The sequence below is a fragment of the Flavobacterium sp. GNP008 genome (assembly GCF_056428965.1).
Genome location: NZ_JBWJVL010000001.1, coordinates 974,698 through 998,538, shown reverse-complemented (window position 1 = coordinate 998,538; position 23,841 = coordinate 974,698). Strand labels below are relative to the sequence as shown.

At 35.4% G+C, this 23,841-nt stretch carries 18 protein-coding genes and 1 tRNA gene; 9 read left to right on the top strand and 10 right to left on the bottom strand.

The window, feature by feature from the left end; all coding sequences use genetic code 11:
* The 3 genes from AC0608_RS04475 to AC0608_RS04465 are packed head-to-tail and all read left to right on the top strand — an operon-like array spanning nt 1 to nt 3,252.
* Entirely contained in the window at nt 1-1,833 is a 1,833-nt protein-coding gene (locus tag AC0608_RS04475) for an ABC transporter ATP-binding protein (protein ID WP_478288268.1), read from the top strand.
* A 7-nt stretch (nt 1,834-1,840) separates the two neighbouring features.
* Complete coding sequence (locus AC0608_RS04470) at nt 1,841-2,356, top strand: DUF2480 family protein (RefSeq protein WP_417959092.1); 516 nt, start codon at nt 1,841-1,843, stop codon at nt 2,354-2,356.
* 50 nt (nt 2,357-2,406) lie between these two features.
* On the top strand, nt 2,407-3,252 hold the full coding sequence (locus AC0608_RS04465; protein WP_417959091.1) for a DUF3078 domain-containing protein: 846 nt from the start codon (nt 2,407-2,409) through the stop codon (nt 3,250-3,252).
* 191 nt (nt 3,253-3,443) lie between these two features.
* Here the strand turns inward: AC0608_RS04465 and AC0608_RS04460 are convergent, their stop codons facing one another.
* The 3 genes from AC0608_RS04460 to hflX all read right to left on the bottom strand — a co-directional run bounded on the left by AC0608_RS04460 (nt 3,444) and on the right by hflX (nt 6,310).
* Nucleotides 3,444-4,130, bottom strand: a complete 687-nt coding sequence (locus tag AC0608_RS04460; protein WP_478288267.1) for a hypothetical protein — start codon at nt 4,128-4,130, stop codon at nt 3,444-3,446.
* Nucleotides 4,123-4,716 (bottom strand): transglycosylase domain-containing protein, encoded by a 594-nt coding sequence (locus AC0608_RS04455; RefSeq protein ID WP_478288266.1) that lies wholly within the window; start codon nt 4,714-4,716, stop codon nt 4,123-4,125. The genes AC0608_RS04460 and AC0608_RS04455 overlap by 8 nt, the downstream gene beginning before the upstream one ends.
* A 343-nt stretch (nt 4,717-5,059) precedes the next feature.
* The gene (gene hflX / locus AC0608_RS04450; RefSeq protein ID WP_478288265.1) at nt 5,060-6,310 is read right to left on the bottom strand and encodes a GTPase HflX; all 1,251 of its coding nucleotides are present in this window, start codon (nt 6,308-6,310) and stop codon (nt 5,060-5,062) included.
* A 238-nt stretch (nt 6,311-6,548) separates the two neighbouring features.
* Here hflX and susR point away from each other — a divergent pair, with 238 nt between their 5' ends.
* Both susR and AC0608_RS04440 read left to right on the top strand, forming a co-directional pair.
* Nucleotides 6,549-8,195, top strand: coding sequence for a SusR family glycan utilization regulator (gene susR / locus AC0608_RS04445; RefSeq protein ID WP_478288264.1), 1,647 nt, complete (start codon nt 6,549-6,551; stop codon nt 8,193-8,195).
* Between the two features lie 304 nt (nt 8,196-8,499).
* Nucleotides 8,500-10,617 (top strand): glycoside hydrolase family 97 protein, encoded by a 2,118-nt coding sequence (locus tag AC0608_RS04440; protein ID WP_478288263.1) that lies wholly within the window; start codon nt 8,500-8,502, stop codon nt 10,615-10,617.
* Nucleotides 10,618-10,675: 58 nt separating this feature from the next.
* Here the strand turns inward: AC0608_RS04440 and AC0608_RS04435 are convergent, their stop codons facing one another.
* From AC0608_RS04435 to AC0608_RS04410, 6 genes are all read right to left on the bottom strand, one after another.
* Nucleotides 10,676-11,137: an FKBP-type peptidyl-prolyl cis-trans isomerase gene (locus AC0608_RS04435; RefSeq protein WP_478288262.1), complete on the bottom strand. Its 462-nt coding sequence runs from the start codon at nt 11,135-11,137 to the stop codon at nt 10,676-10,678.
* A 60-nt stretch (nt 11,138-11,197) separates the two neighbouring features.
* On the bottom strand, nt 11,198-12,553 hold the full coding sequence (locus AC0608_RS04430) for a DUF5689 domain-containing protein (protein WP_478288261.1): 1,356 nt from the start codon (nt 12,551-12,553) through the stop codon (nt 11,198-11,200).
* A gap of 10 nt (nt 12,554-12,563) precedes the next feature.
* Nucleotides 12,564-15,401, bottom strand: a complete 2,838-nt coding sequence (locus tag AC0608_RS04425) for a carboxypeptidase-like regulatory domain-containing protein (RefSeq protein ID WP_478288260.1) — start codon at nt 15,399-15,401, stop codon at nt 12,564-12,566.
* 486 nt (nt 15,402-15,887) lie between these two features.
* Nucleotides 15,888-17,099 carry an MFS transporter gene (locus AC0608_RS04420; RefSeq protein ID WP_478288259.1) on the bottom strand — a complete coding sequence of 404 codons (1,212 nt, stop codon included), beginning with the start codon at nt 17,097-17,099 and terminating at the stop codon, nt 15,888-15,890.
* Between the two features lie 210 nt (nt 17,100-17,309).
* Nucleotides 17,310-18,350: a Gfo/Idh/MocA family oxidoreductase gene (locus tag AC0608_RS04415; RefSeq protein ID WP_478288258.1), complete on the bottom strand. Its 1,041-nt coding sequence runs from the start codon at nt 18,348-18,350 to the stop codon at nt 17,310-17,312.
* Nucleotides 18,351-18,453: 103 nt separating this feature from the next.
* Nucleotides 18,454-19,524 (bottom strand): NADH:flavin oxidoreductase/NADH oxidase, encoded by a 1,071-nt coding sequence (locus tag AC0608_RS04410; protein WP_478288257.1) that lies wholly within the window; start codon nt 19,522-19,524, stop codon nt 18,454-18,456.
* Nucleotides 19,525-19,724: 200 nt separating this feature from the next.
* Between AC0608_RS04410 and rseP the strand changes: the two genes are divergently transcribed.
* From rseP to AC0608_RS04395, 3 genes are all read left to right on the top strand, one after another.
* The gene (rseP, locus tag AC0608_RS04405; RefSeq protein WP_417959080.1) at nt 19,725-21,068 is read left to right on the top strand and encodes an RIP metalloprotease RseP; all 1,344 of its coding nucleotides are present in this window, start codon (nt 19,725-19,727) and stop codon (nt 21,066-21,068) included.
* Nucleotides 21,069-21,205: 137 nt separating this feature from the next.
* Nucleotides 21,206-21,279: transfer RNA gene (locus AC0608_RS04400), tRNA-Asn, on the top strand.
* 226 nt (nt 21,280-21,505) lie between these two features.
* Nucleotides 21,506-22,711 (top strand): tyrosine-type recombinase/integrase, encoded by a 1,206-nt coding sequence (locus tag AC0608_RS04395; protein WP_478288256.1) that lies wholly within the window; start codon nt 21,506-21,508, stop codon nt 22,709-22,711.
* 37 nt (nt 22,712-22,748) lie between these two features.
* Here the strand turns inward: AC0608_RS04395 and AC0608_RS04390 are convergent, their stop codons facing one another.
* Nucleotides 22,749-22,994 (bottom strand): helix-turn-helix domain-containing protein, encoded by a 246-nt coding sequence (locus tag AC0608_RS04390; RefSeq protein WP_126744957.1) that lies wholly within the window; start codon nt 22,992-22,994, stop codon nt 22,749-22,751.
* A gap of 309 nt (nt 22,995-23,303) precedes the next feature.
* On the opposite strand from AC0608_RS04390, the gene AC0608_RS04385 reads away from it, so the two are divergent.
* A complete protein-coding gene (locus AC0608_RS04385) occupies nt 23,304-23,624 on the top strand; it encodes a hypothetical protein (RefSeq protein ID WP_478288255.1) in 321 nt (106 codons plus the stop codon).
* Nucleotides 23,625-23,841: the final 217 nt, after the last annotated feature.

The window sequence follows — 23,841 nt, the reverse complement described above, 5'->3', positions numbered from 1 at the left end:
ATGGCGCGGAATCAACCAAAATCTTTAAACGATCAAAAAATTGGATTAAAATCTTCTTTTGATTCGCTTTTTTTTATTCCCCGCTTTTTTAAAGAAATTTGGCGTACTAACAAAACGTTATTCTTGACATCAGCTTTTTGCAGACTCGTTGCGGCTTTGTTGCCTGTTGCAATTTTATGGGTTGGAAAACTCATTTTTGATGCCATCATCCAAATTACAACACATGGCGAAAAGGATTATACTGCGCTTTGGCATTCTGTAGCAATAGAATTTATTCTTGTCGTATTATCTGATTTGGTAAGTCGTGCCATCTCACTTACAGACGGAATTCTTGGAGATCAGTACAATATCAACAGTTCGATTAAAATCATCAAAAAGACTAATGAAATCGATATTAGTCTGCTGGAAAATTCTGAATTTTACGACAAGCTTGACCGAGCAAGAACGCAAACTGCCGGTCGTGTCGATTTAATGTCGAATGTTTTAGGTCAGGCGCAAACTACTATTTCCATCTTTTCGCTTGTGATAGGATTGATTTATTTTGAACCTTATTTAATTGTCTTATTAATTTTAAGCATTTTTCCATCCTTTATTAATGAAGTCCGTTTCAGCCAACAACAATATTCGCTGGCTAGAAGCTGGACTTCTGAAAGAAGGGAATTGGATTACCTTAGATTTATTGGCGCCAATGATAAAACGGCAAAGGAAATTAAGCTTTTTGGATTAACTGGCTTTCTAGTAGAAAGATTTGAAACCCTTGCAACGCGCTATTTTAAATTAAATAAATCGCTCGTTGTAAAACGTTCCAGTTACGGGTTTTTATTTAATGTTTTAGGATCAATTAGCTACTATGCAGCGTATGTTTTTATAATTTACAGAGTCCTTTCGGGCGGAATTACACTGGGTGAATTAACTTTTTTATCCGGGAGTTTCAATCGTTTAATGAGTAGTCTGCGCGATTTTTTTTCAAAATTTACTCGGATATCCGAAAGCGCTTTATATCTGAAAGATTATTTTGATTTTCTTGACATTTCATCTGAATATAAGAATAAAAACGAGGTTCCGTTGCCAGAAAAAATCAAAACCGGATTTGAATTTAAAAACGTTTATTTTGCGTATCCGGAATCTGATAATCAAATATTAAAGGACATTAGTTTTGATATAAAAGTAGGAGAAAAAATAGCATTCGTTGGACAGAATGGTGCCGGAAAAACAACACTGACCAAATTACTGCTTCGGTTTTATGAGCCAACATCGGGTGAAATTTTGCTTGACGGCATCAATATAAACCAATATAATAAGGCCGCTTATCAGGAGTATTTTGGAGTCCTTTTTCAGGATTTTTTCAAATATGAATTTTCAGTGAAAGAAAATATTGCTATCGGAAAAATTGATGAAATTAATAATTACGAACGAATACAAAAAGCGGCTGAATTGAGTTTGGCCACCGACGTTATTTCTGAATTAAAGTATGGCTACGAGCAGCAACTAGGAAAACGATTTGCCAAAGGTCAGGAACTATCCGGCGGACAATGGCAAAAAATTGCGTTGGCACGGGCATATATGAAAAACGCTGAGGTTATGATTCTAGACGAGCCCACATCGGCACTGGATGCCAAAGCCGAAAGCGAAGTTTTTGAACGGTTTATAGGATTAATAAAAGATAAAACAAGTGTGATAATTTCTCATAGATTTAGCACAGTGAGACAAGCAGACCGCATTTTAGTCTTACAAGAAGGTAAGATCATAGAATCAGGAACGCATAATGAGTTAATGGAAAACAATAAATTATATGCCCAACTGTTCACACTGCAGGCTGAAGGCTATCTATAAAAATAGTATGGAACATGAAATTATAAATAAAGTTGCCAATAGTATTTTGGAAGTTTTCGATCTCGAAGATTATTATCCAAAAGGAATTCGCACACAAATAGATCTTTCACAATGGCTTTTAGAAGGGTTTTTATTGAGAGAGCAAGAATTTAGAGCAGCTCTGAAAAGTCATGATTGGTCACAATATCAAGATCAGTATGTTGCTATTCATTGCAGTACCGATGCCATAGTTCCAGCTTGGAGTTCTATTTTAGTGGCCATTCAATTAGCCCCATTTGCAAAGAAAATAATCAATGGTACTGTAGAAGATTTAGATGCTTCTCTTTATGAAGAATTGTTGCCTAAAATTGATTATTCGGTTTATAAAAATAAGCCCGTTATTATAAAAGGATGCTCTAGAAAACCAGTTCCTATGCGAGCTTATGTGCTAGCCGCACAGTATCTGTATCCCTTTGCACGAAGCATTATGTATGGTGAAGCATGTGCTGCCGTTCCATTGTATAAAGCACATAAGAAAGAGTAGTTTATTTATGTTTATTTTGTACTTTTAAAGTAGAATTTAAATCTAAAGCCATGAAAAAAATCGTATTTTCTTTAGTGTTGCTCCTAGTTGCGAATTTCGTTAAGGCACAGGAAACTACAAATGACACTATAAAACTTTGGACAAAAAAAGGGAATATTTCTTTGCTTTTTAATCAGACTGCTTTCAATAGTAAATGGTTGGGCGGTGGGACTTCAAACCTTGCCGGAAATTTTGGACTGAATTATGATTTCAATTATAAAAATGGAGCTGTGATTTGGGACAATAAATTCATAGCCGCTTACGGATTAACCAAAGTAACCGGTTCAAAAATATCAAAGACAGATGACCGGTTAGAATTGAATTCCCTTTGGGGTAAGAAAGCCAAAGGAGATTGGAATTACTCGCTTTTTTTTAATTTCAAAACACAAATGGATGTTGGTAATGATAACAACGGCACTACCATTTCTCATTTTTTCTCCCCTGCTTATTTCCAATTTGGACCCGGAATGTGGTGGAAAAAAAGCAATAATTTAAGCGTTAATTTTTCTCCAGCTACCGCAAAATTAATTTTAGTTCACCCACATTTTACTGATTTCGGCTCTTCTTTTGGAGTATTGCAAGGCGATAGTTCCCGACTTGAATTTGGGGCCAGCATTTCAGCTTATTATAAATTCAATGTAATGGCTAATATTTCTGTTGAAAACCGATTGAATTTATACTCCAATTATTTAGACCAACCAGAGAATATTGATGTTGATTATCAAATGAACATTCTCATGAGAATCAACAAATACATAACGGCCAATTTGGCCTTACAAGGAATATACGATCACAACACAATCAAAGCGGTACAAGTACGAGAAGTATTTGGATTAGGTGTTAATTATGGTTTTTAAAGACCCATTTTATAAAAAAAGACTTTTAGAAATTGCTAAAGGTCTTTTTTTTATTCTGTAGTGGATTGAAATAGCTTTTTTTAGTGATTCGGGTTACAAACGCAATAATTTTTATTTTCGTTTGAGTAGGTACTCATCGCAGGCGAGCACCAGAGAACATGCACAGACGAGTGCCAGTGGGGATAATGTTTTTATAGACTTTTCAATATATATTCTGTATTCAACTTTAATTGATTTAAAAATAATTGTTCATTCTTATAAACTCTCAACGATGCTTTAGAGCTATCAATCCCATGAATTTCGTTCAACTTAAATGAAATTAAAAAAAGACAATTATTAATTTTCATTGTCAATGGGAATATGCTTCTATTGGGTATCTTATAGGTATCAATAAATCCTCTATTCAAGTTCTTTCGAACAATTGTTAGATTATCATTCCAATATTTTTTCTCACTTTCTTTAGGGACAAGATTTTGATTTTCATATTGATCTGCCCACAAATTGAATTCAATTTTTAATTTATTAAATAGAGCTTCATTAAATATTGTAAAATCTAAATCACTTTTACCAGAAAATGGTTTTCCATAATCAGGGTTGGGACTTATTGAAAAACCAGTCTTTGCACTGCCAATTAGTTTTATATCTGCATTTTCTAACTCAAGTTCTTGTGCCAGATATTGAATTATTTGTTGATACAATATCGGAACACTCTTAAAAATATATGGGTTGTTATTAATGATAAAATGACTTAGAAACGATTTTTTTTCTAAAGGTTCAAGTTCAAAATATGTTGATAAAAAACTATCTGGCGATGAATAGACTTCATCAATTTTTAGTGCTTTCTCCGAAAGTTGCAAATATGATCTGATATTACCCATGAATTTTTAATAATTTATAATTTGAATGTTTTTCATATAATTTTAAAAGATACTTTTTTCTATTTTCAATCAATTTTAACCTAGTACTCATTTTGGTGGACTCCGGGTATTTAAGGCGTGATACTATTTCAGCACAAATATTATCATTTATATAATCACCTTTTTTTAGATTGAATTTTTTTAAAATTTTATCTAGTCCTTTAAAGTCTGTGCCATAATAAGCTATATTTAAATAGGTAAGAGCAATTGTTTTTTTGTCAATAAACAACTTTAAGGCAAAAGCAAGGCAAATCTCTCTTAATTTCCTAGATAGTGATTTTTCATACTTTCCTATAATAGTTCTAACTAGTTGCTGTTCTATAGTGCTTGCACCTTCCTGTTTTTTATATAAAATTCGATTTTTAAAGGCTCTAATTATTGCAATTATATCAAAACCAACATGATATTTGTAGCGGTGGTCTTCTGCTGATATTAAATAATCTATAAGTTTATTTATTGAAACATCATCCTTAATAATTTCGATTTTTATAGTCTCATTAGATATAATTTCTTTTAACTTATTCCAATCTTTTCTGTATGATTGCATCAATTTACTCATTTCTAATAATATTACCCTACTGGTTTATATATGTGACAAAATCGTACTAAAGCATCCAAAATTGGATAGATCGGCATATTAATTATAACACAATATTCATTCTCAAATATATTAAATTTTTCTTACAAAAATTGCAAAAAATTGCAATGGCAATCACCACCAAAGCCCACATGAAGGATGACAGCAGAAATCCTTTTATGCAGCGCAGCGAAGTAAAGATTGTAGCGAACAGCCTGATGCAGCCACAACGCAGAGAAAGCTGGGACATGCCCAAAAAAAATCCCTCTTGAAAATGTCAAAAGGGATTGGTGTATTTGTCTTTTAGAGAAAATTATTCGATTTCTTCCTCGTCTTTATCTTCTTTCTCCACCGCGTCTTTATAATCCGGATATAAAAACTTATTGTACGGAAAACGGGTGATATGAATGTGTCGTACCGCTTCATAAACACGTTCTCTGAATTCCTCGAAATTTTCTTTGTTAGTAGCCGAGATAAACAACGCATTTTGCTCACCCACTCTACTCATCCAAGTTGATTTCCATTCTTCAAGCGTGTAATGTTTTGGCGTTTTTTCGGTCATTAAATCATCTTCATCAATGGTCAAATGCTTGTAAGCATCGATTTTATTGAAAACCATAATAACGGGTTTGTCATTGGCTTTAATGTCCAATAGAGTTTGATTTACCGATGCAATATGATCTTCAAATTCAGGATGCGAAATATCAACTACGTGCAATAATAAATCAGCTTCACGAACCTCATCCAGCGTACTTTTGAAAGAATCAACCAATTGTGTTGGCAATTTTCTGATAAATCCTACGGTATCCGAAAGTAAGAAAGGCAGGTTTTTGATGACTACTTTTCGAACGGTGGTATCCAAAGTGGCAAAAAGTTTGTTTTCTACAAAAACATCACTTTTCCCGACAGCATTCATTAAAGTTGATTTCCCAACATTGGTATACCCAACCAAAGCTACACGAACCATTGCGCCCCGATTGCCACGTTGGGTTCCCATTTGCTTGTCAATACTTTTTATTTTTTCTTTCAATAACGCAATTCGATCACGAACAATACGCCTGTCGGTTTCGATCTCCGTTTCTCCTGGTCCACGCATTCCAATTCCTCCTTTTTGACGCTCCAAGTGCGTCCACATTCCGGAAAGTCTTGGTAATAAATATTGACATTGTGCTAATTCTACTTGCGTTCTGGCATACGAAGTCTCGGCACGTTGCGCAAAAATATCCAAGATAAGGTGCGTTCTGTCCAGAATTTTACATTCTGTAATGATTCTAGATATATTTTTTTGCTGTGAAGGCGATAATTCATCATCAAATACCAAAGTTGAAATCTCATTTTCTTTAACAAAAAGATGAATCTCTTCAATTTTTCCCGTACCAACGAACGTCTTGGGATTGGGACGCTCCATCTTTTGCGAAAAGCGTTTCACCACGCGACCACCAGCGGTAAAAGTCAAAAACTCTAATTCGTCAAGATATTCACGTAGTTTCTCTTCACTTTGGTTTTGAGTTACAATACCAACTATAGCCGTTTTTTCGAAATTTATTGTTTCTTTTTCTAACATGTCTTTGAATAAGCTACAAATTTAATGATTTGTCAGGGACTTATGGAGTTCTAGGTTTATAAAAAATTAGAAGCCGTGAATAATGATAGTTTTTGGATACAACCGAAAATCAGTCCAAAGAAGTACAAAAACAAATTAACGATTTGCTGTTATTTTGAAAACTCTTACTTTAGCATTTCATACTTTTGAACTTCCTTTGGATTTTTAATTATTTTTACACCCATATAATTCCATTGAAATGAATCGCGTTTTGAAATTCCTTATTGCATTCCTATTTCCTGCTTTTCTTTTTGCCCAAAATAATTCGGAAGAATTGCTGAAAAAATTGGATCAAACGATAGTGGATTATGCTTTTTATTCCAATAAAAAAGAGCGCGAGATAAACAAACTCAAAGAATTGTTGTCAAACTCTTCAACTGAAATTCAAAAATACAATACATATGGGAAATTATATGTTGAGTATAAATCGTATCAGTCGGATTCAGCGTTGGTTTACGCTCGAAGGAGTTTTCAAATTGCTACGAAACTAAAGGATAGCCAAAAGAGTAATCATGCGCGATTAAGTTTAGCCTCTATCATGGGAACATTAGGGATGTACAAGGAAGCAACCGATATTCTTAACCGAATCAATATTAATACTTCGCCTGATCTTAAAGGCTATTATTATACCGTAAACAGTGTGGTTTATGGCTACATGTCAGATTATGCGGCTTCACCTCAGGAAAAAGAAAAGTATTTACTACTAACCAAAAAACACCGTGATTCCTCCTTAATTTGTTATGCACCGCAATCAGGCGCTTATGTTATGGCAAAATCAAGTACGCTTCTTGATGCCGGGAAACACGATGAAACGCTGACTTTATTACTGAACTATTTTCCAAATATTGCGCACAACAGTCCAGATAAAGCGGTTATTGCCTATATTATATCGCAGGCGTATCGCCAAAAAAAAGACGCTACGCTGGAGAAAAAATGGCTGACCATTTCTGCTATTTCTGATTTGCAGTTGGCCAAAAAAGAATATATATCGTTGCGTTCCTTGGCTTTTCTAATGTATGAAAAAGGTGATATTGACCACGCATATACATACATCAAACGCTCCCTCGAAGATGCTCTTTTTTGTAACGCCCGACTGAGAACTTATGAAATATCAAAGATGCTGCCCATTATCAACGAGGCGTATCAAAAACAAAATGAAACCAATCAATTTCAATTGGTACTGTTTTTAACAAGTGCCAGTATATTATCCATATTCTTGTTGGCTGTGCTTTTTTTACTTTTTAAACAAATGAAAAAATTGTCTAAAGCAAAACAGGATTTGGGTTTAGCTAACGGCAAACTTTCGGAATTAAATACAGAATTAAAAACCTTCAATGAAACGTTAAACGAGACCAATTATACGCTGACAGAAGCCAATCTTTTAAAAGAAATATACATTGGCCGCTATATGGATCAGTGCTCCGATTATATCGGAAAATTAGACGAATACCGCCGAAAATTGAATGTCATGGCTACAACAGGAAAAATGAACGACCTTATTAGTGCCGTAAAATCAAAACAGTTTGTCGAAAATGAGCTTAAGGAATTTTATAGCAATTTTGACAAAACGTTCTTGCAACTCTTTCCTAACTTCATACCAGAATTCAGCGCTTTATTGATTGATAACGAAGTAACACAATTAAAGGAAGGCGAACTGCTGAATACGGAACTAAGAATCTTCGCCCTCATTCGTTTGGGCATTAAGGACAGCGCAAAAATTTCAACTTTCCTCCGGTATTCGGTATCCACCATTTACAATTACCGTTCGCAACTTAAAAACAAAGCAGCTGGTCCACGAGAAGATTTTGAAGCTAAAATAATGCGAATAGGAACAAATTTAAAATAGCAAAATTCTTTTTTCAAGGGAATCTTAAAGTCTAAAACAATCTTAGCACCCATTTTTTAATTAAAAAAACACTACTTTTTTTAAGTTCTAAATTTACATAAAACAAACATATTCAGTATCTTGCGTATAAAAAATTAAGGCTCTATCTACTTTTTTAGAATGACAAAAATATGTAATGCGAAAAGCGTATACTTTTACTTTCTCGAAGTCGGGAAAAATTTGGTTTTTTCAATAAATCGATTTCGTAAAAATCATGTTCTATTACCAAATCTGAAAAATTAATTTATCAAATTCTATTTAAAAAATGAAGCAATTTCTTTTCACAGCCCTTGCGTGGCTCGCGTTTTTTAGCCCTGCAAAATCGCAGCAGTTAAAATCACCAAACGGAAAATTTGTAATGGAATTCTCCTTACAAAAGGACGGAACTCCAAGCTACAGTTTAACTTACAAAAATAAAGCCGTTGTAAAACCAAGTAAATTGGGTATTGAATTAAAAAACGACAAAAAATCGTTGTTAAATGATTTTACTGTTGTTGATACAAAAACTACAACTTTTGATGAAAATTGGAAACCCGTTTGGGGAGAAGTTGCCTCCATTCGCAATCATTATAACGAATTGGCAGTAACCTTAAATCAAAAAGAAACGGACAGACAAATTGTTATTCGTTTTCGTTTGTTTGACGATGGCTTAGGATTTCGTTATGAATTCCCTTCACAAAAAAACCTTACTTATTTTGTAATCAAAGAAGAAAGAACCCAGTTTGCTATGGCGGGTGATCATACTGCGTTTTGGATTCCGGGGGATTATGACACTCAAGAATACGATTACACCACATCAAAATTATCTGAAATTAGAGGCTTGTCAGAAAAAGCAACTACCGCAAATGTTTCTCAAAAGTCTTTTTCTACAACAGGAGTTCAAACTTCGCTAATGCTGAAAACAGCGGATGGATTGTATATCAATTTACACGAAGCGGCATTAATCAATTATTCCTGTATGCATTTGAATCTAGATGATAAAAACATGGTTTTTGAATCTTGGTTAACACCAGATGCCAAAGGCGACAAAGGATACATGCAGGCTCCAAATCATTCGCCTTGGCGTACCATCATTGTTAGTGATGATGCAAGAGAAATTCTGGCTTCAAAAATGACATTAAACTTGAATAACCCTAATAAAATTGAGGATACTTCCTGGATAAAACCCGTTAAATATGTAGGTGTTTGGTGGGAAATGATTGCAGGAAAAAGCTCATGGGCGTACACGGATGAATTTCCTACGGTACAACTTGGCGTTTCTGATTTTGCAAAAGCGAAGCCAAATGGAAAACACGGTGCTACTAACACTAATGTAAAAAAATACATTGATTTTGCAGCTAAACACGGTTTTGATGCCGTTTTAGTCGAAGGCTGGAATGAAGGTTGGGAAGACTGGTTTGGACACTCCAAAGATTATGTTTTTGATTTTCTGACTCCATACCCAGATTTTGATGTCAAAGGATTGCATGAATACGCCAAATCAAAAGGCATTAAAATGATTATGCACCACGAGACTTCTGGTTCGGTACGCAACTACGAGCGCCACATGGACAAAGCGTATCAGTTTATGAAAGACAATGGATATGACGCTGTAAAAAGTGGTTATGTAGGAGATATTATGCCAAGAGGCGAAAACCACTACAGCCAATGGATTGTCAATCATTACCAATATGCTTTAGAAAAAGCAGCCGAGTATAAAATTATGTTGAATGCGCACGAGGCGGTTCGTCCAACAGGAATTGCCAGAACCTATCCTAATTTAATTGGTAATGAAGCGGCAAGAGGAACTGAATACCAAGCTTTTGGAGGTTCTAAACCCAATCACGTAACGGTATTGCCATTCACCCGTTTAGTGGGTGGACCGATGGATTATACTCCGGGTATTTTCGAAATGGATTTAAACAAATTGAATCCGGATAATAATTCTCATGTCAACAGTACGATTGCGAATCAATTGGCATTGTACGTAACAATGTACAGCCCATTACAAATGGCAGCTGATACACCGGAAAATTACGATCGCTTTCCTGATGCTTTTCAGTTTATCAAAGATGTTGCAGTAGATTGGTCTGATAGCAAATACCTTGAAGCAGAACCAGGACAATATGTGACCGTTGCGCGTAAAGCAAAAGTGACTAACAATTGGTTTATCGGTAATGTAAACGGCGATACTTCTCGTACCTCAACGATAAAATTTGATTTCTTGGAAAAAGGAAAAAAATATGTAGCCACCATTTACGCAGATGCCAAGGATGCACATTATAAAACCAATCCGCAAGCCTATACGATTCGTAAAATGACGGTGACCAATAAATCAAAACTGGCACAACTCAGTGCTCCGGGTGGAGGTTATGCGATAAGCATCGTTGAAATCAAAAAATAAATAACTAAAAAAGGCTGTCCAAATAGAGAGCCTTTTTTGATTTTATAATAGTCTTAAACTAATTTACTTTAATCAGTTTGACATTGAAAATAAGAACAGAGCCTCCTGGAATTGGTCCGCTACCGTTGCTTCCATAACCCAGATGAGAAGGAATCAAAAGAACTCCGTTGCCACCTTCTTTAAAAAAGGGAACACCTTCTGTCCAACCTTTTATAACTTGATTCAATCCAAAAGAAATACCTTCTGCTTTACTTTCATCAAAAACATTTCCATTAGTAAAATACCCTTTGTACGCTACCGTAACATTAGAGGAGGCTGTTGGTTGAGCGCCAGTTCCTGCTTCACTAACCACATAATACAAACCTGAATCGGTTTTTGTGGCAGTTAATTTATTTTTGGCAATATAATCCACGATTTCTTTTTCATTTTGAACCGTGTAATCAACAGGTTTAGATGCTTCATTATCCGATAAACAAGAAACAAATAATAAAGAAACTAATGCTAATAAAGTAGATTTCATAATTTAATTTAAATGTTAAGGCTGCAAATATAGTAATTCAAGTAAAGCCTTTTATAAAAATCATTTTACACCAAAAATCTGGACGTCATCTACCTGAAAAGCACCATCCAAAGCTAGGTTTTTTCCGGAACCGGTATACTTAAAAGCAAGGTTGATCTTACCTTTATAAGAAGACAAATCTACTCCACCACTTCCTATAAATTGATGCCAAGGCGTTGCTTGTTTGGGCAGATTAATAACGAGCGGAATCCAAGTGGCAGTTGTTACGTTCAATCCGTCAAAATTAGTAGAAATATACACTTCCAGAGAATTCAACTGGGAATCGACGTCTAAATGATGCTGGGCCGTTCTAAAAGTCAAGACTTCTTTCGTGTGAACGTCCATATCTATTTTTGGCGAAATCAGCCAAGCCACATTAGAAGCTACTTTTGTTCCTGAAATATTAAATTCGGCGTACCCGTTTCCGGAATAGACTATGCCTTTCCAGAAAAGGGCTCCTTTCTCCACCATATTGAACCATCCTGGCAGACTTAAGTTCGATTTGTCAACTACCGTTTCAAAATCTTCAGAGAAGAACGGAACCTCTCTACTTCCCGTCATCACCACATCTTTTTCGGAACGCGGTAATAATTGGTAATCCGTTCCATATTTCGTTAAAATTCCCCTCACTCTTCCACTTCCGTTGGGAACTACTTTACTTGAAAAATCAGAAAAACTACTGGTTCTAAAATAGATTTTATTTCCCAACTTATCCATTAAACCCCAATTTGTCGCTCCACCCACATTATTGGTTTCTTCAAAATAATGACGTCCTATTGCACCCGCTGTAAATTGAACATCGGACACTTCGACCAAGGTATTCAAATTCGAATCATTCAACAATTCGGACATTGTTAAGGACCGAATCAAAACCGCTTCCTTTACCGTTGTACAAGAAGCCTTGAGCACTTTTTTATATTCATTTTGTGAAAGGCGCCCTACTCCACCTTCATTATAGGAATTCACAAATAGGCTCCCAAGGCGCATGCCACCAAACGAGATATCCGTATATTGGTCCTTCAGCTTAATATATACTTTATTGCCCAATCGGTAATCAATGTACAAATTTGTAGCATCTATGGGTACACTAAATCCCTGGGCTGGTGTTGTGGCTGTTGCCAAAGTTTGAAAAGAAATCGACTTAAAAAAATTTCCCGATTCATCGCTGGAAACTACATACGCCTCAATAACATCATCGTACTTGTATTGCGTTACAATGGCATTTGCAGTAGCGCGCACTTCGCTGATGGTTGTATTAGTCACTAAATCCGGTTGTGTACAAATAAGTTTTGGAGCAGCAACCTCATCCGTTACACAACTACCAAATGTGATTGTCAACAGCAATAATAAAAAGGATTTGTAAAATGCTAGTTTCATTTGCTTTAATTTATAGATTGATATAAAGATTTACGAAATACGTTCTGCCGTATCCGTAGAAATATTTTGGACCAAAAGAAGGTGTGCCGCTGGAAACATCTTGATTGATTTGCCTGAAATTAGCATTTCGGGCTTGTTCGTAGCCACCGGTTTTATAGGAAACATCAAGTACGTTATTGATACTGGCAAAAATCCCAACATTCTTTCCATAAATGCGCCATGATTTTCCACCCACGAGATTTAATAACATTGTAGGGTCAAATTCTTCTTGTTTTAATAGTGTTGCTGCCCGTTCTTCCGTAGCCTCCGGAAAATTAAAACCGCTTGCGGGATTTTTATAAAATATTTCGGTTCTGGAAATGGGAGAAACATCACTATAACTATTGGTGAGGTAATTTACATTAGCACTAATCCACCAATATTTTGGATCTCGATATTCAATTCCCACGGAATAGGCGCGTTGTGGCATTCCTGCTTGTTTGTAATTTTTGAGTGCAGCCTTTCCAAAATCAAAAACAGGTCTAGTGTTTTCTAAGGAAGCCTCGGCATCATTTGTCAACGTCACTTTTGGATTACTGTCAAAAGTATATTCGCCAAAAGCCGCTGAAAAAGTAGTTTTAAAAGTTTGGCTTAATTGATATTCTAAACTAAATTCGGCACCAATATTCTTCTTATTCAGCTGAGTTAAGGTTTGACTGACAAAAGCATCGGTGTTTAAATAACCCGCTCCGTCATCAAAAATTCCCTCAGCATAAAAAAAGGAAATTTGAGTCGCGTTTTTAATTAGCGCATAATAGGCCGTCAATCGGGCTTTCAGTTTTGGGGAGCGATAGACATAACTGGCGTCCAAACTGCTAATATTCTCACTTTCGAGTCCGTCTACAATCGAATTATTCAGTCGGGAATTAGCAAACGTATTTCTCAAAGAAGGTGCTTTGGTCAAATGTGCCGCATTAAAAGTCATCAACTGTTTGCCGGATATTTTGAAGTTGATTCCGGCTTTGAAGCCAAAATTTTCGAAGACCGCCTTTTCACTTTGCCCGAAGGAATTGGTTTCGTAGATTCCGTTTTTGTACAAACCTTCTCTTTGATAATTGGCAGTTGAAAAATTCTGAGCCAAATAAAAATCTACTTTATTGTAGCTAAATTTAAATTGGGTAAACGCTTCTAAAGTAGTAGCAAAATAATTATAGTTGTATCCGTACGTATCTCCAACAACTACTTGACGGTCGGGATGATTCAAATCAGACTGAGATTGATTTCCGCTGTAAAAAGCGTCGATGTCTTCAAAATGAGAACCGCCAAGCAAGTCCAACAATTTTTGAGAATTATGTGATTTCAATTTTTTGAATGATGCTCCGGCATTCAGATAAATATTTTCTGACAGTTGCGCACTCAAATTTGTTGTGGCAACCGCCATTTGGTCTTCTACTTGATCTTCGTATAAAACGTACTTACTTTTTTCAGGTTCATAACCCGTAATCGTTCCATTGGAATCAAAAACTGGCTTTTGATTGGCTTGATAAAGTGCCGTCCAATCAATTTGCGAATTTGCTAAAAATTTTGCTTTGCTTTTGGCTGCATTTTCATAATCTGGAGTAAATGCTCCCGAAAATTCTCCGTTATCCGGTGCATAAAGGGAACTGTAATAACTGGGCAAATTTCGATAATAGGTTGGATCCGGACTATTCGCATTTTGATAATCGATGTTGCTATTGGCAATTTTTCCAAATTGATACATCACACTAGAATTCAGATTGGTCTTATCATTAATTTTATAATAATGATTCAACATTATCGTTGGTTCTGCAATGGTTTTCATACGGGCATTCCTTTTTTTACCGCCTTGAAAACCCCAATACGAATTGTATTTTACGTTTGTCAATTGCGTAACTTCGGCAGTGTTCGGAGAATTTTTGGCTCTGGAATTGGGTGTGTACAGTGCCGTTAAGTTGAAGGAATGCTTTTCGGTTACCTTTTTTTCGAGGCTTATAAAAAAGGAATTCGCATCATAATTTGTCCCTTCAAAATAGCCTTCTTGCGCCCAGCGCTTGCCTACCGAGACCACAAAAGCCCAACCACGGGCATTCATCCCGGAAGCATGCGTTGCCATGGTACGCCAGCTGTAATTGGTATTGGTTGTTGAAAATGAGATTCGGGAACCGGATCTGTAAATTGAAGCCCGTGTGTTAATTTCTTGAGTACCTAAAATTCCACCAAACGTATAATCCGAAGGCGCTGTTCCGAGTGTAAATTCCTGATTGCGTAGCGCATCATTTAATCCGCCCCACTCCCCCCATTGGGGTCTTCCATCATAAATTTTATTCATGGAAACCCCATTGATCATCATCGTGGAGTGCTCGCTGTCTAATCCGCGGACTCTAAAACGGGCTTGTCCCCAATTGAAGGCGGCGGCTTGTAAAAAAGCATCCCGGGAGGATTGCAACAACCCGGAGGTACTTTCGGAACTGCTGTTATCCTCGCCAAAATCACTTTCGATAAGTGTTATTATACTATTTTGCTGTTCTGTAGATTGGTCTTCTTCTAAAATTATAGTTCCTAAATCTAGCATTTGTCCTTGAGTAATTGCTAGAGGATATAGGGACTCTTTGAATCCCTGACTGTGTATCAGAAGCAATATATTTCCAGATGGAACTGCATCAAAACTAAAATTTCCATCTACCGTAGTAAGTTGCATACGATTCGTATTCTGAATACTAATCACTACAAACCCCAACGGATTTTGCGTTTTGGAATCGATGACTTTACCAAAAAATCCCGTGTTATTTTGTGCTATAACGCATCCTATTTGAACGATAAAGAAAAAACAGATGTGAAATTTATTCATATATTTAAATGATGATGATGGTATATCGGTACTGAAATTTGGGTCGATAGGATTTTATTTCCTAGCGAAAAGTTCCACCGTTAAAATTCCTTTACGGTGGAACTAAAAGCATAGAAAGCGTCATCCGAAATGGGACAACAACTTGAAAATAATTAAAATGAATTTTGGAAAAATGGGACGTAAATCCCAAGAGGAATACTTATAAAAAGTGGTATTTGAAATTCTTGATGCTTTATAAATTCTTTATTGAAAGAATAATAATATTAAATATACAAAAAAAATAACATTCAGGTAATTTTAAATAAAAATTTTCTTATAAAATAAAAAAGAAATTATTAGCCCCGATAGAAGCAAGTATCCTTTTTATAAACGCTTTATATTCATAGTTTGGACTTCGAATTAGGTTGCGTTTAAAAAAAGATACTGCGCAGAGCGGGAAGATCTGTTGTTCGGAAAACGAAATGTAGTGCTCCTAAAAACTTCTATTTATTCGATTGCTTTAATTCGGGAAACCATTAATGCGATAAGAATCCCAAAAATACCGATGAATGCGAATGAAAATCTGAGGCTTGATAACTCCGCGATGTAACCAATAATAGGTGGTCCCATAAGAAAACCCAAAAAACTGACACTAGAAACCGTAGTTAGCGCCACGCTAGGAGAAACGTTTGGATTTTTTCCGGCAACGCTGTATACTGTAGGTACTATCGTGGAAACTCCTAATCCGACAAACATAAACGCAATGGTTGCTGGGATTACAAACGGGAAAAATACCGCTGTAAAAAGTCCTGCAGAAATCATGACACCACTAATTTGCAAGACCGTTTTTCGACCAAATTTATGAATAAGACCATCTCCTAAGAATCGTCCTCCTGCCATCATAATCATAAAGGAAGTATATCCTAAAATAACTAATGGACCGGGAGCTTTGATGACATCTTTGAAATACACACCACTCCAGTCAAACATAACCCCTTCGCTGGCCATACAACAAAAACCAATGATGCCTAGCCAAACTAAACCACTATCCGGTTTCGAAAATAATTTCTTCTTTTCGGCCTGAATGGTTTCCTTTGCTTTAATTAAAAATTTATAGTTAAAAGCCATCATCAAAAGAACGATTACGGCAACAATGAGAAAATGAGTGTAAGGGGTCAGCTCAAAAGCTAACATTCCCAATCCTACCAGAGCACCCGTGAATCCTGCAAAACTCCACATCCCATGAAAAGAGGACATAATCGTTTTCTTAAAAAGGACTTCGGTATAAACACCTTGCGTATTTACAGCAATATTAGATAAATTTCCAAAAATTCCAAAGACGAATAAGCCTAAGGACAATTGCCAAGCCTGAACAGCCAGGCCCAAATTTGTCAAACTAAAAACATAAAATAACAGTGAAAACAGTAAGATTTTGTGACTACCAAAACGAGTTACTAATTTTCCTGAAAAAGGCATGATGACTAATTGTCCTAATGGTAAGGCAAATAATATAGTTCCTAAATCACCTTCACTCAACTGTAAAGCGGTTTTAATATCCGGAATTCGGCTAGCCCAAGTGGCAAAACACAAACCCATTCCAAAATAGAACGTAGAAACCGCCCAACGAATTCGATTCAAATAGGTAATTTTAGCATTTTTATACGTTTTCTTGTATTTCGCTTTAGTTTTAAATCGGGATATAAAATGGAGATCAATCAAGATGGTTGAATTTGTTGTTTAATGCTCAAAAATACAAAATGCAAGGTTCATTATGTCAAATCAACACAGTTCTCTGAAAAATACAACGTTATTGTTGATAAGAAATCCAGAATATTGGATTTCTTATCAACAATAACGTGAAACTTTATAGCGTCATTCTTTAACTCTTTATACAGACACCTTAAAAATTTAAAAAAATCAGGAATTCCCCTATATCTCAATTACTTGCTTTTGAGCACTGCTTTGTATAGCGGCTTCAATAATTTGCATAACTCGAATACCATCAGCTGCAGTTACCGGTTCAATAGTATTATTAGTAATTGAATTATAAACACCATCAAAAAAATCATAATAATTCCCTTGAAGTGTGGGTATAATTTCTTGAACAATTACACCCTCAATTTCCGTATGTAAAAGCCCCCGTTTTTCAATAGATTCCGTTCCCCAAGCCTCTAAGTTTGGTTTCATTCCCAATTTTAATTCGTCTTCCTGTACATCCCCACGCGGTTTTAAAAACGATCCTTTTTTACCATGAATGACATACGCCGGAATGGCTTCTCGGACAAAAAAACCGGCTTTCAATCGGACACGAAAATTAGAGTAATACAATAAAACATCAATATAATCATCAACTAAAGAATGTGCTCTAGTAATGCGAATATCCGCAAAAACAGATTGAGGCGAACCAAATAAACACAAGGCCTGATCAATTAAATGAGGGCCTAAATCTTTCAGAATTCCGGCACCGGGATTAGCCGTTTCTTTGTGTTGCTTTGGACTCAAAACTGGGTTGTAACGATCAAAATGAAATTCCACTTCCACAATATCACCCAGTAGTTTATCTAAAATTATTTTTTGTACGGTTTTAAAATCGCTGTCCCATCTTCTATTTTGAAAAACAGCCAATTGCAATCCTTTTTCTCTTGCCAAGGCAGCTAATTCCTGGGCCTGCGCAACGGTTGTCGTGAATGCTTTTTCTACAATAGCATGTTTTCCAGCCAGCAAAACCTTTTTAGTATATTCATAATGAGTTTCCACCGGCGTATTGACTACTACCAAATCAACATCCTCTTCTAATAATTCCTCTATTGTGGCATAGCTTTTCAGTGAAGGATAATCCTGATGGATTACTTTTTTGCTTCTTTCCCAAGAACCAAGCAGTTCAAATCCAGGATGAAAATTTAAAAAAGGAGCATGAAATACTTTTCCTGACATTCCATAGGAAAGCAAAGCAGTTTTAATTTTTTGCATAGTATTATTTTATAAAATACGAATTTATACTTTTTAATCTTAAAACTTATATTCGAATTTTAACCCCAAAAGGAATATAAATTCATTGAAGAGATAGGCTTTGTTATTTAAGTTTAGCCCTTTCATATTGTTTTGGCCATTGGATATCCGCCTGAAGTTCCTCGGCAAATTTCAATCCCAAATTTGGATTTCTAAGGGATTCTCTAGCGAATAATACTAAATCGGCTTTACCTGAAGCAACAATTTCCTCGGCTTGAGCGACTTCGGTAATTAAACCAACTGCGCCAGTGAGGATTCCGGTATCCTTTTTTATGCTTTCCGCAAAAGGAACTTGGTACTTTGGACCCAACGGAATTTGTTGGTGCGAGACTAATCCACCCGAAGAAACATCTATTAAATCCACTCCTTTTTCTTGTAATATTTTCGAAAGCTGTACCGATTCCTCCAAGTTCCATCCGCCTTCTGCCCAATCTGTAGCCGAAATTCTAACAAATAAAGGTAAGTTTTCGGGCCATTCTGATTGAACAGATTCTACTACATCAAGTGTCAAACGGATTCGATTTTCGAAACTTCCACCGTATTCATCCGTTCTAAAATTGGACAAAGGCGAAAGAAACTGATGCAACAAATAACCATGTGCTGCATGGATTTCCATCACCTGAAAACCCGCTTGAACCGCTCTTTTTGTGGCTGATTTAAAGTCGGAAATAACTTTTTGAATTCCACTTTCATCTAATACAACAGGTGGTTCCTCTGTATGGTGATACGCAACAGCGCTTGGCGCTACAGTTTCCCAACCGCCTTGGGTATCGTCTAACTTTTTTCCTCCTTCCCAGGGAGCAGCGGCACTTGCTTTTCTTCCAGCATGGGCCAATTGGACTCCTGGAACCGATTTTTGATTGACAATAAAACGATTAATTTGCTGCATTTTTTCAATTTGTTCGTCTTTCCAAAGTCCTAAATCACCTGGAGAAATTCTGCCTTCGGGAGAAACTGAAGTCGCTTCCTGAATGATTAATCCCGCTCCTCCTGAAGCACGGCTGCCTAAATGTACCAGGTGCCAGTCATTGGCAAAACCATCTTGTGCAGAATATTGGCACATGGGAGAGATTGCAATTCTATTTTTGAACGTGATGCTCTTTATTTGGAGTGGTGAAAATAATTGAGATAGCATAGTATAAATTTAAGTGTATTAATTTGAATGAAGATAAATAGAATTTTATTTGAAAAAAGTAAAGTTAAGGGACAGCAACGAAAGGAGAGATTGAATTTCCATTAATTAACAAACATTTAAAGTCTTATGGAACAATATTTGCAAATTAAACAAATAGAAAACCTTACTTTTGTGAGTTGTAAAAGAACTAAAATTAAAAAATGGACATAGTTATCAAGCTTTCTCAATTTTTATTGAGCTTATCATTACTTATTATACTTCACGAATTAGGACATTTTATTCCTGCTAAATTATTTAAAACCAGAGTCGAAAAATTTTATTTGTTTTTTGATGTTAAATATTCCCTTATAAAAAAGAAAATTGGCGAAACCGAATACGGTATCGGTTGGTTACCTTTGGGCGGTTATGTAAAAATTTCCGGAATGATTGACGAAAGCATGGACAAAGAACAAATGGCTTTGCCTCCGCAACCATGGGAATTTCGTTCTAAACCGGCATGGCAACGTTTGATTATTATGTTGGGTGGCGTTACTGTGAATTTCATTTTGGCTTTTATTATTTACATTGGAATGGCATTTGTTTATGGTGACACTTATGTTGCTAATGCAGATTTAAAAGACGGTTTATTAGTAGAAAACAAAGCCATGCAAAACGTGGGGTTTAAAACTGGTGATCGCATCGTATCTGTAGATGGTGAAAAAATCGTAAAATTTGATAATGACCTTACTATGAAAGTTATCATGGCTAAAGAGGTACTTATTCAGAGAAATGGAGCCGAAGAAGCTATCAAAATGCCCAATGATTTTGTGGATCAATTATCCAAACAGGAAAAAAGTGTGCTACTGGATATCCGAACGCCATTTGTAGTGGGAGCAGTTTCTCCAGATTCTAAAAACACGGCTCTGCAACCAAAGGATATCATCGTTTCGCTCAACGGACAACTTACCAAGTATTTTGATCAAGCTAAAACGGTTTTGGAGAACAACAAAAACAAAACGATTATAGCTACTGTTTCAAGAGATCAAAAAGAAATTCAAATACCAGTTATAGTTTCTAATGATGGTAAATTAGGTATCGGTATTGGACAATTAAGCATGACTTCGCTTGAAAAATTAGGATACTATAAAATCAGCAAACAGGAATTTGGCTTTTTAGAATCCATTCCAGTAGGAATTACAAAAGGGAAAGATCAATTAGTAGGGTACGGAAAACAATTAAAAATGATTTTTAGCCCAAGTACCGGTGCTTACAAACAAGTAGGTGGCTTTAAGGCTATTTTTGATATTTTTCCTAATACATGGAGCTGGGAAGTTTTCTGGAACATCACCGCCTTGTTATCTATCATGCTTGGTGTAATGAATTTATTGCCTATTCCAGCACTTGATGGAGGCCATGTAATGTTTTTATTATATGAAATCATTAGTGGAAAAAAACCAAGTGATAAATTCCTTGAGAATGCTCAAATGGTTGGTTTTGTATTACTTATAACGCTGTTGTTATTCGCTAATGGAAACGACATTTACAAGGCAATTGTAGGGAAGTAAAAAAAAATGAAAAAAGTTTAAATTTTGTTTGCAAAAAACAAATTAAGCCCTATATTTGCACCGCTTTAGAAGTGAAACACACGTCACTAATAAACACCTAAAAACGTTCATTCAATACTAGAATAAGACATACAGTTTCCTTCTTAGCTCAGTTGGTTAGAGCATCTGACTGTTAATCAGAGGGTCCTTGGTTCGAGCCCAAGAGAGGGAGCTTTTTAAAAAGACTTTACAGTGATGTAAGGTCTTTTTTGTTTTAAAGTGGTAGTGAAAGCGGGACTTCACGGGGATTCAGGAGATAAGAGAGAATTTTTGATTTCTGCCAACTTGCCAACTTATTTTACAAAAAAGGGTGACTATAAGGTGACCATCTAAATTTTAAAGGTGACCCCCATTTTACTAATTGTAATGCCAATTGTTTAACTCAAACACAATTGGAAATGAACCAAAAAAAAGTGACCATCTTATTCGTAATAAGTGGCGTAAAGACAAACTCTAAAGGACTATGTCCACTTTATTGTAGAATCACTCTTAACAAAGAGCGAAAACAATTCTCTACTGGACTATTTGTAAACCCAAACTACTGGGAAAACAAACTTCAAAAAGTAAGCGTACAAGACACAAACTACAAATTTATTAATGCTCAGATTGAACAAGTCCAAATTAAGATAAACAACATTATTTTGGTATTTCAACTTCAGGGCGAAGATTGTACTATTGATAACATCTACAAAACATTCGTAGGTGTAGAAATCAAAAAGAAGGAATTTGTCCTTTCCTACTACAAACAGTATCTAGCCAAAATCAAAAAACTCGTAGGATTAGAAATCAAAGACAACACCTATAACAAATTCGTTTACGTTGGAAATCATCTGGAAGCATTCCTGAAATGGAAATTTAAAAAAACAGATTTTCCTTTAGAAGAATTGAGTCTACAGTTTTTAGATGATTTTGATTACTATTTAAAGACAGAGAAGAAACAAGAACAAATTACTATCAATAAAACCATTCAAAGGCTTAGAACCCCAATAAAACAAGCCATTTCAGAAGGTTATTTAGATAGAGATCCGTTTATACTTCACAAGTCCAAAACAGTCCGTAAAACCGTTATCTTCCTTACTACAAAAGAACTCAAAACCCTTGAAGAAGCAGTATTACAACAAAAGAGATTAAGCACCATTCAAGACTTATTTATTTTTTGTTGCTACACAGGACTAGCCTATAATGAAATGGCAAATCTTGAGAAGCAGAACATCCAAATAGGGTTTGATAACATTAACTGGATTCAGATGAAGAGAGAGAAAACACAGCGTCAAATCTCAATTCCAATTCTACCAAAGGCTCAAGAAATTATTGAGAAATACTCAACTGATAGTAACCGCATATTCCCATCAATAAGCAATCAAAAATTCAATTCGTATCTCAAGGAAATTTCAGCTATAACTGGAATTGAAAAAAGATTGACGCACCACATTGCAAGAAAAACATTTGCTTCTACAGTTTTACTGTACAACGATGTTCCAATGGAAATTGTATCAGAACTACTGGGTCATTCTAACATGGTTATTACACAGGAAAGTTACGGGAAGGTAGTGCAGAAGAAAGTTAGTGAGGCAATGGCTAATCTAAAAGATAAATTGAAATAGTACAAAATGAGTCTAACGTATTTAATGCGTTTTAGGCTCATTTTCCATTTAAAATATTTATTCCTTCAAAAATTTCATTTACATCTATACCCAAAGCAAAACAGAATCTCAATAGTAAATCAACAGTCATTCTTTGTTCATTTCTAAATACTCTTCTTACGGTAGTTTCTGAACATAGTGCAGCTCTGGCAAACTCAGATTTATTGCCATTGAATTTTACAAGGAACTCTTTGTATATCCTTTTGACTAATTCAAGTTCTATCTGTTCTAGATGCTTCTGCATTGAGCAAAGAAAACAAACGGTTAAATCAAAAATCTCTTCATCTATCGACTTATAAGTCGAAAATTAAATTAGATTTGTGGATTGATATAAAATCCATGAGTGATGTAATACACTAATCTAAAAGAATTGCGGTTTATTTTAAAGAATGAGGAAACCCGTAATGGAATGATTTGAAAACCAATTACTTTGCTAACAAATCACTAAAAGTGGGTATTGTAACAGCTATATTTATATTTAGTACCGGAAAACAATTACATCTTCAGAATGAATTAAGGTTTTAATCAAAAACCAGAAAATAAGACGATATCAATGGAAAAAATTAAGGCTCAATTGATTTTATCATGCATCAATAACGATCCAGAATCATTTTTACCTTTTCTAATGTCAGCGGAGGTAGAGACAGATGCGCCTAATAAAAAGGATTTTTATCAATTTTTTAAAGGAATGCTTAATCATGCTCATGAAAGTTCAGAAGGAGAACTTACATTGAAAATAGAACCGCAAACATGGGGCACAGATAAAGAAGTCCATAATTACAACTTTTATGACACTGCCCACAAACACCCTCTGCTTTCAATCGAAGTCAAAGAAAACAACAAGCTAATCTATTTAGGCGTAATGCCCTTTTAAAATTTTAAACCACATCAAAATGAAAAACACAATCTTATTTTTCCTGATAATAACTCTAACATGCTGCAAACAAAATGAAAATGAAAAAAAAACCCTATCCTCCTTTGTAGATTATTATGATGAAATTACTGAAATAACTTTAAAGAGCAAATCTACCCCAAAGAAGAATCAAATACTTTTTATGAATTATCATTTAAATATGACAGAGGCTGAATTC

Coding starts and splice junctions, on each gene's coding strand:
- AC0608_RS04475 (WP_478288268.1), top strand. CDS start 1: ATGGCGCGGAATCAACCAAAATCTTTAAACGATCAAAAAATTGGATTA.
- AC0608_RS04470 (WP_417959092.1), top strand. CDS start 1,841: ATGGAACATGAAATTATAAATAAAGTTGCCAATAGTATTTTGGAAGTT.
- AC0608_RS04465 (WP_417959091.1), top strand. CDS start 2,407: ATGAAAAAAATCGTATTTTCTTTAGTGTTGCTCCTAGTTGCGAATTTC.
- AC0608_RS04460 (WP_478288267.1), bottom strand. CDS start 4,130: ATGGGTAATATCAGATCATATTTGCAACTTTCGGAGAAAGCACTAAAA.
- AC0608_RS04455 (WP_478288266.1), bottom strand. CDS start 4,716: ATGCAATCATACAGAAAAGATTGGAATAAGTTAAAAGAAATTATATCT.
- hflX (WP_478288265.1), bottom strand. CDS start 6,310: ATGTTAGAAAAAGAAACAATAAATTTCGAAAAAACGGCTATAGTTGGT.
- susR (WP_478288264.1), top strand. CDS start 6,549: ATGAATCGCGTTTTGAAATTCCTTATTGCATTCCTATTTCCTGCTTTT.
- AC0608_RS04440 (WP_478288263.1), top strand. CDS start 8,500: ATGAAGCAATTTCTTTTCACAGCCCTTGCGTGGCTCGCGTTTTTTAGC.
- AC0608_RS04435 (WP_478288262.1), bottom strand. CDS start 11,137: ATGAAATCTACTTTATTAGCATTAGTTTCTTTATTATTTGTTTCTTGT.
- AC0608_RS04430 (WP_478288261.1), bottom strand. CDS start 12,553: ATGAAACTAGCATTTTACAAATCCTTTTTATTATTGCTGTTGACAATC.
- AC0608_RS04425 (WP_478288260.1), bottom strand. CDS start 15,401: ATGAATAAATTTCACATCTGTTTTTTCTTTATCGTTCAAATAGGATGC.
- AC0608_RS04415 (WP_478288258.1), bottom strand. CDS start 18,350: ATGCAAAAAATTAAAACTGCTTTGCTTTCCTATGGAATGTCAGGAAAA.
- AC0608_RS04410 (WP_478288257.1), bottom strand. CDS start 19,524: ATGCTATCTCAATTATTTTCACCACTCCAAATAAAGAGCATCACGTTC.
- rseP (WP_417959080.1), top strand. CDS start 19,725: ATGGACATAGTTATCAAGCTTTCTCAATTTTTATTGAGCTTATCATTA.
- AC0608_RS04395 (WP_478288256.1), top strand. CDS start 21,506: ATGAACCAAAAAAAAGTGACCATCTTATTCGTAATAAGTGGCGTAAAG.
- AC0608_RS04390 (WP_126744957.1), bottom strand. CDS start 22,994: ATGCAGAAGCATCTAGAACAGATAGAACTTGAATTAGTCAAAAGGATA.
- AC0608_RS04385 (WP_478288255.1), top strand. CDS start 23,304: ATGGAAAAAATTAAGGCTCAATTGATTTTATCATGCATCAATAACGAT.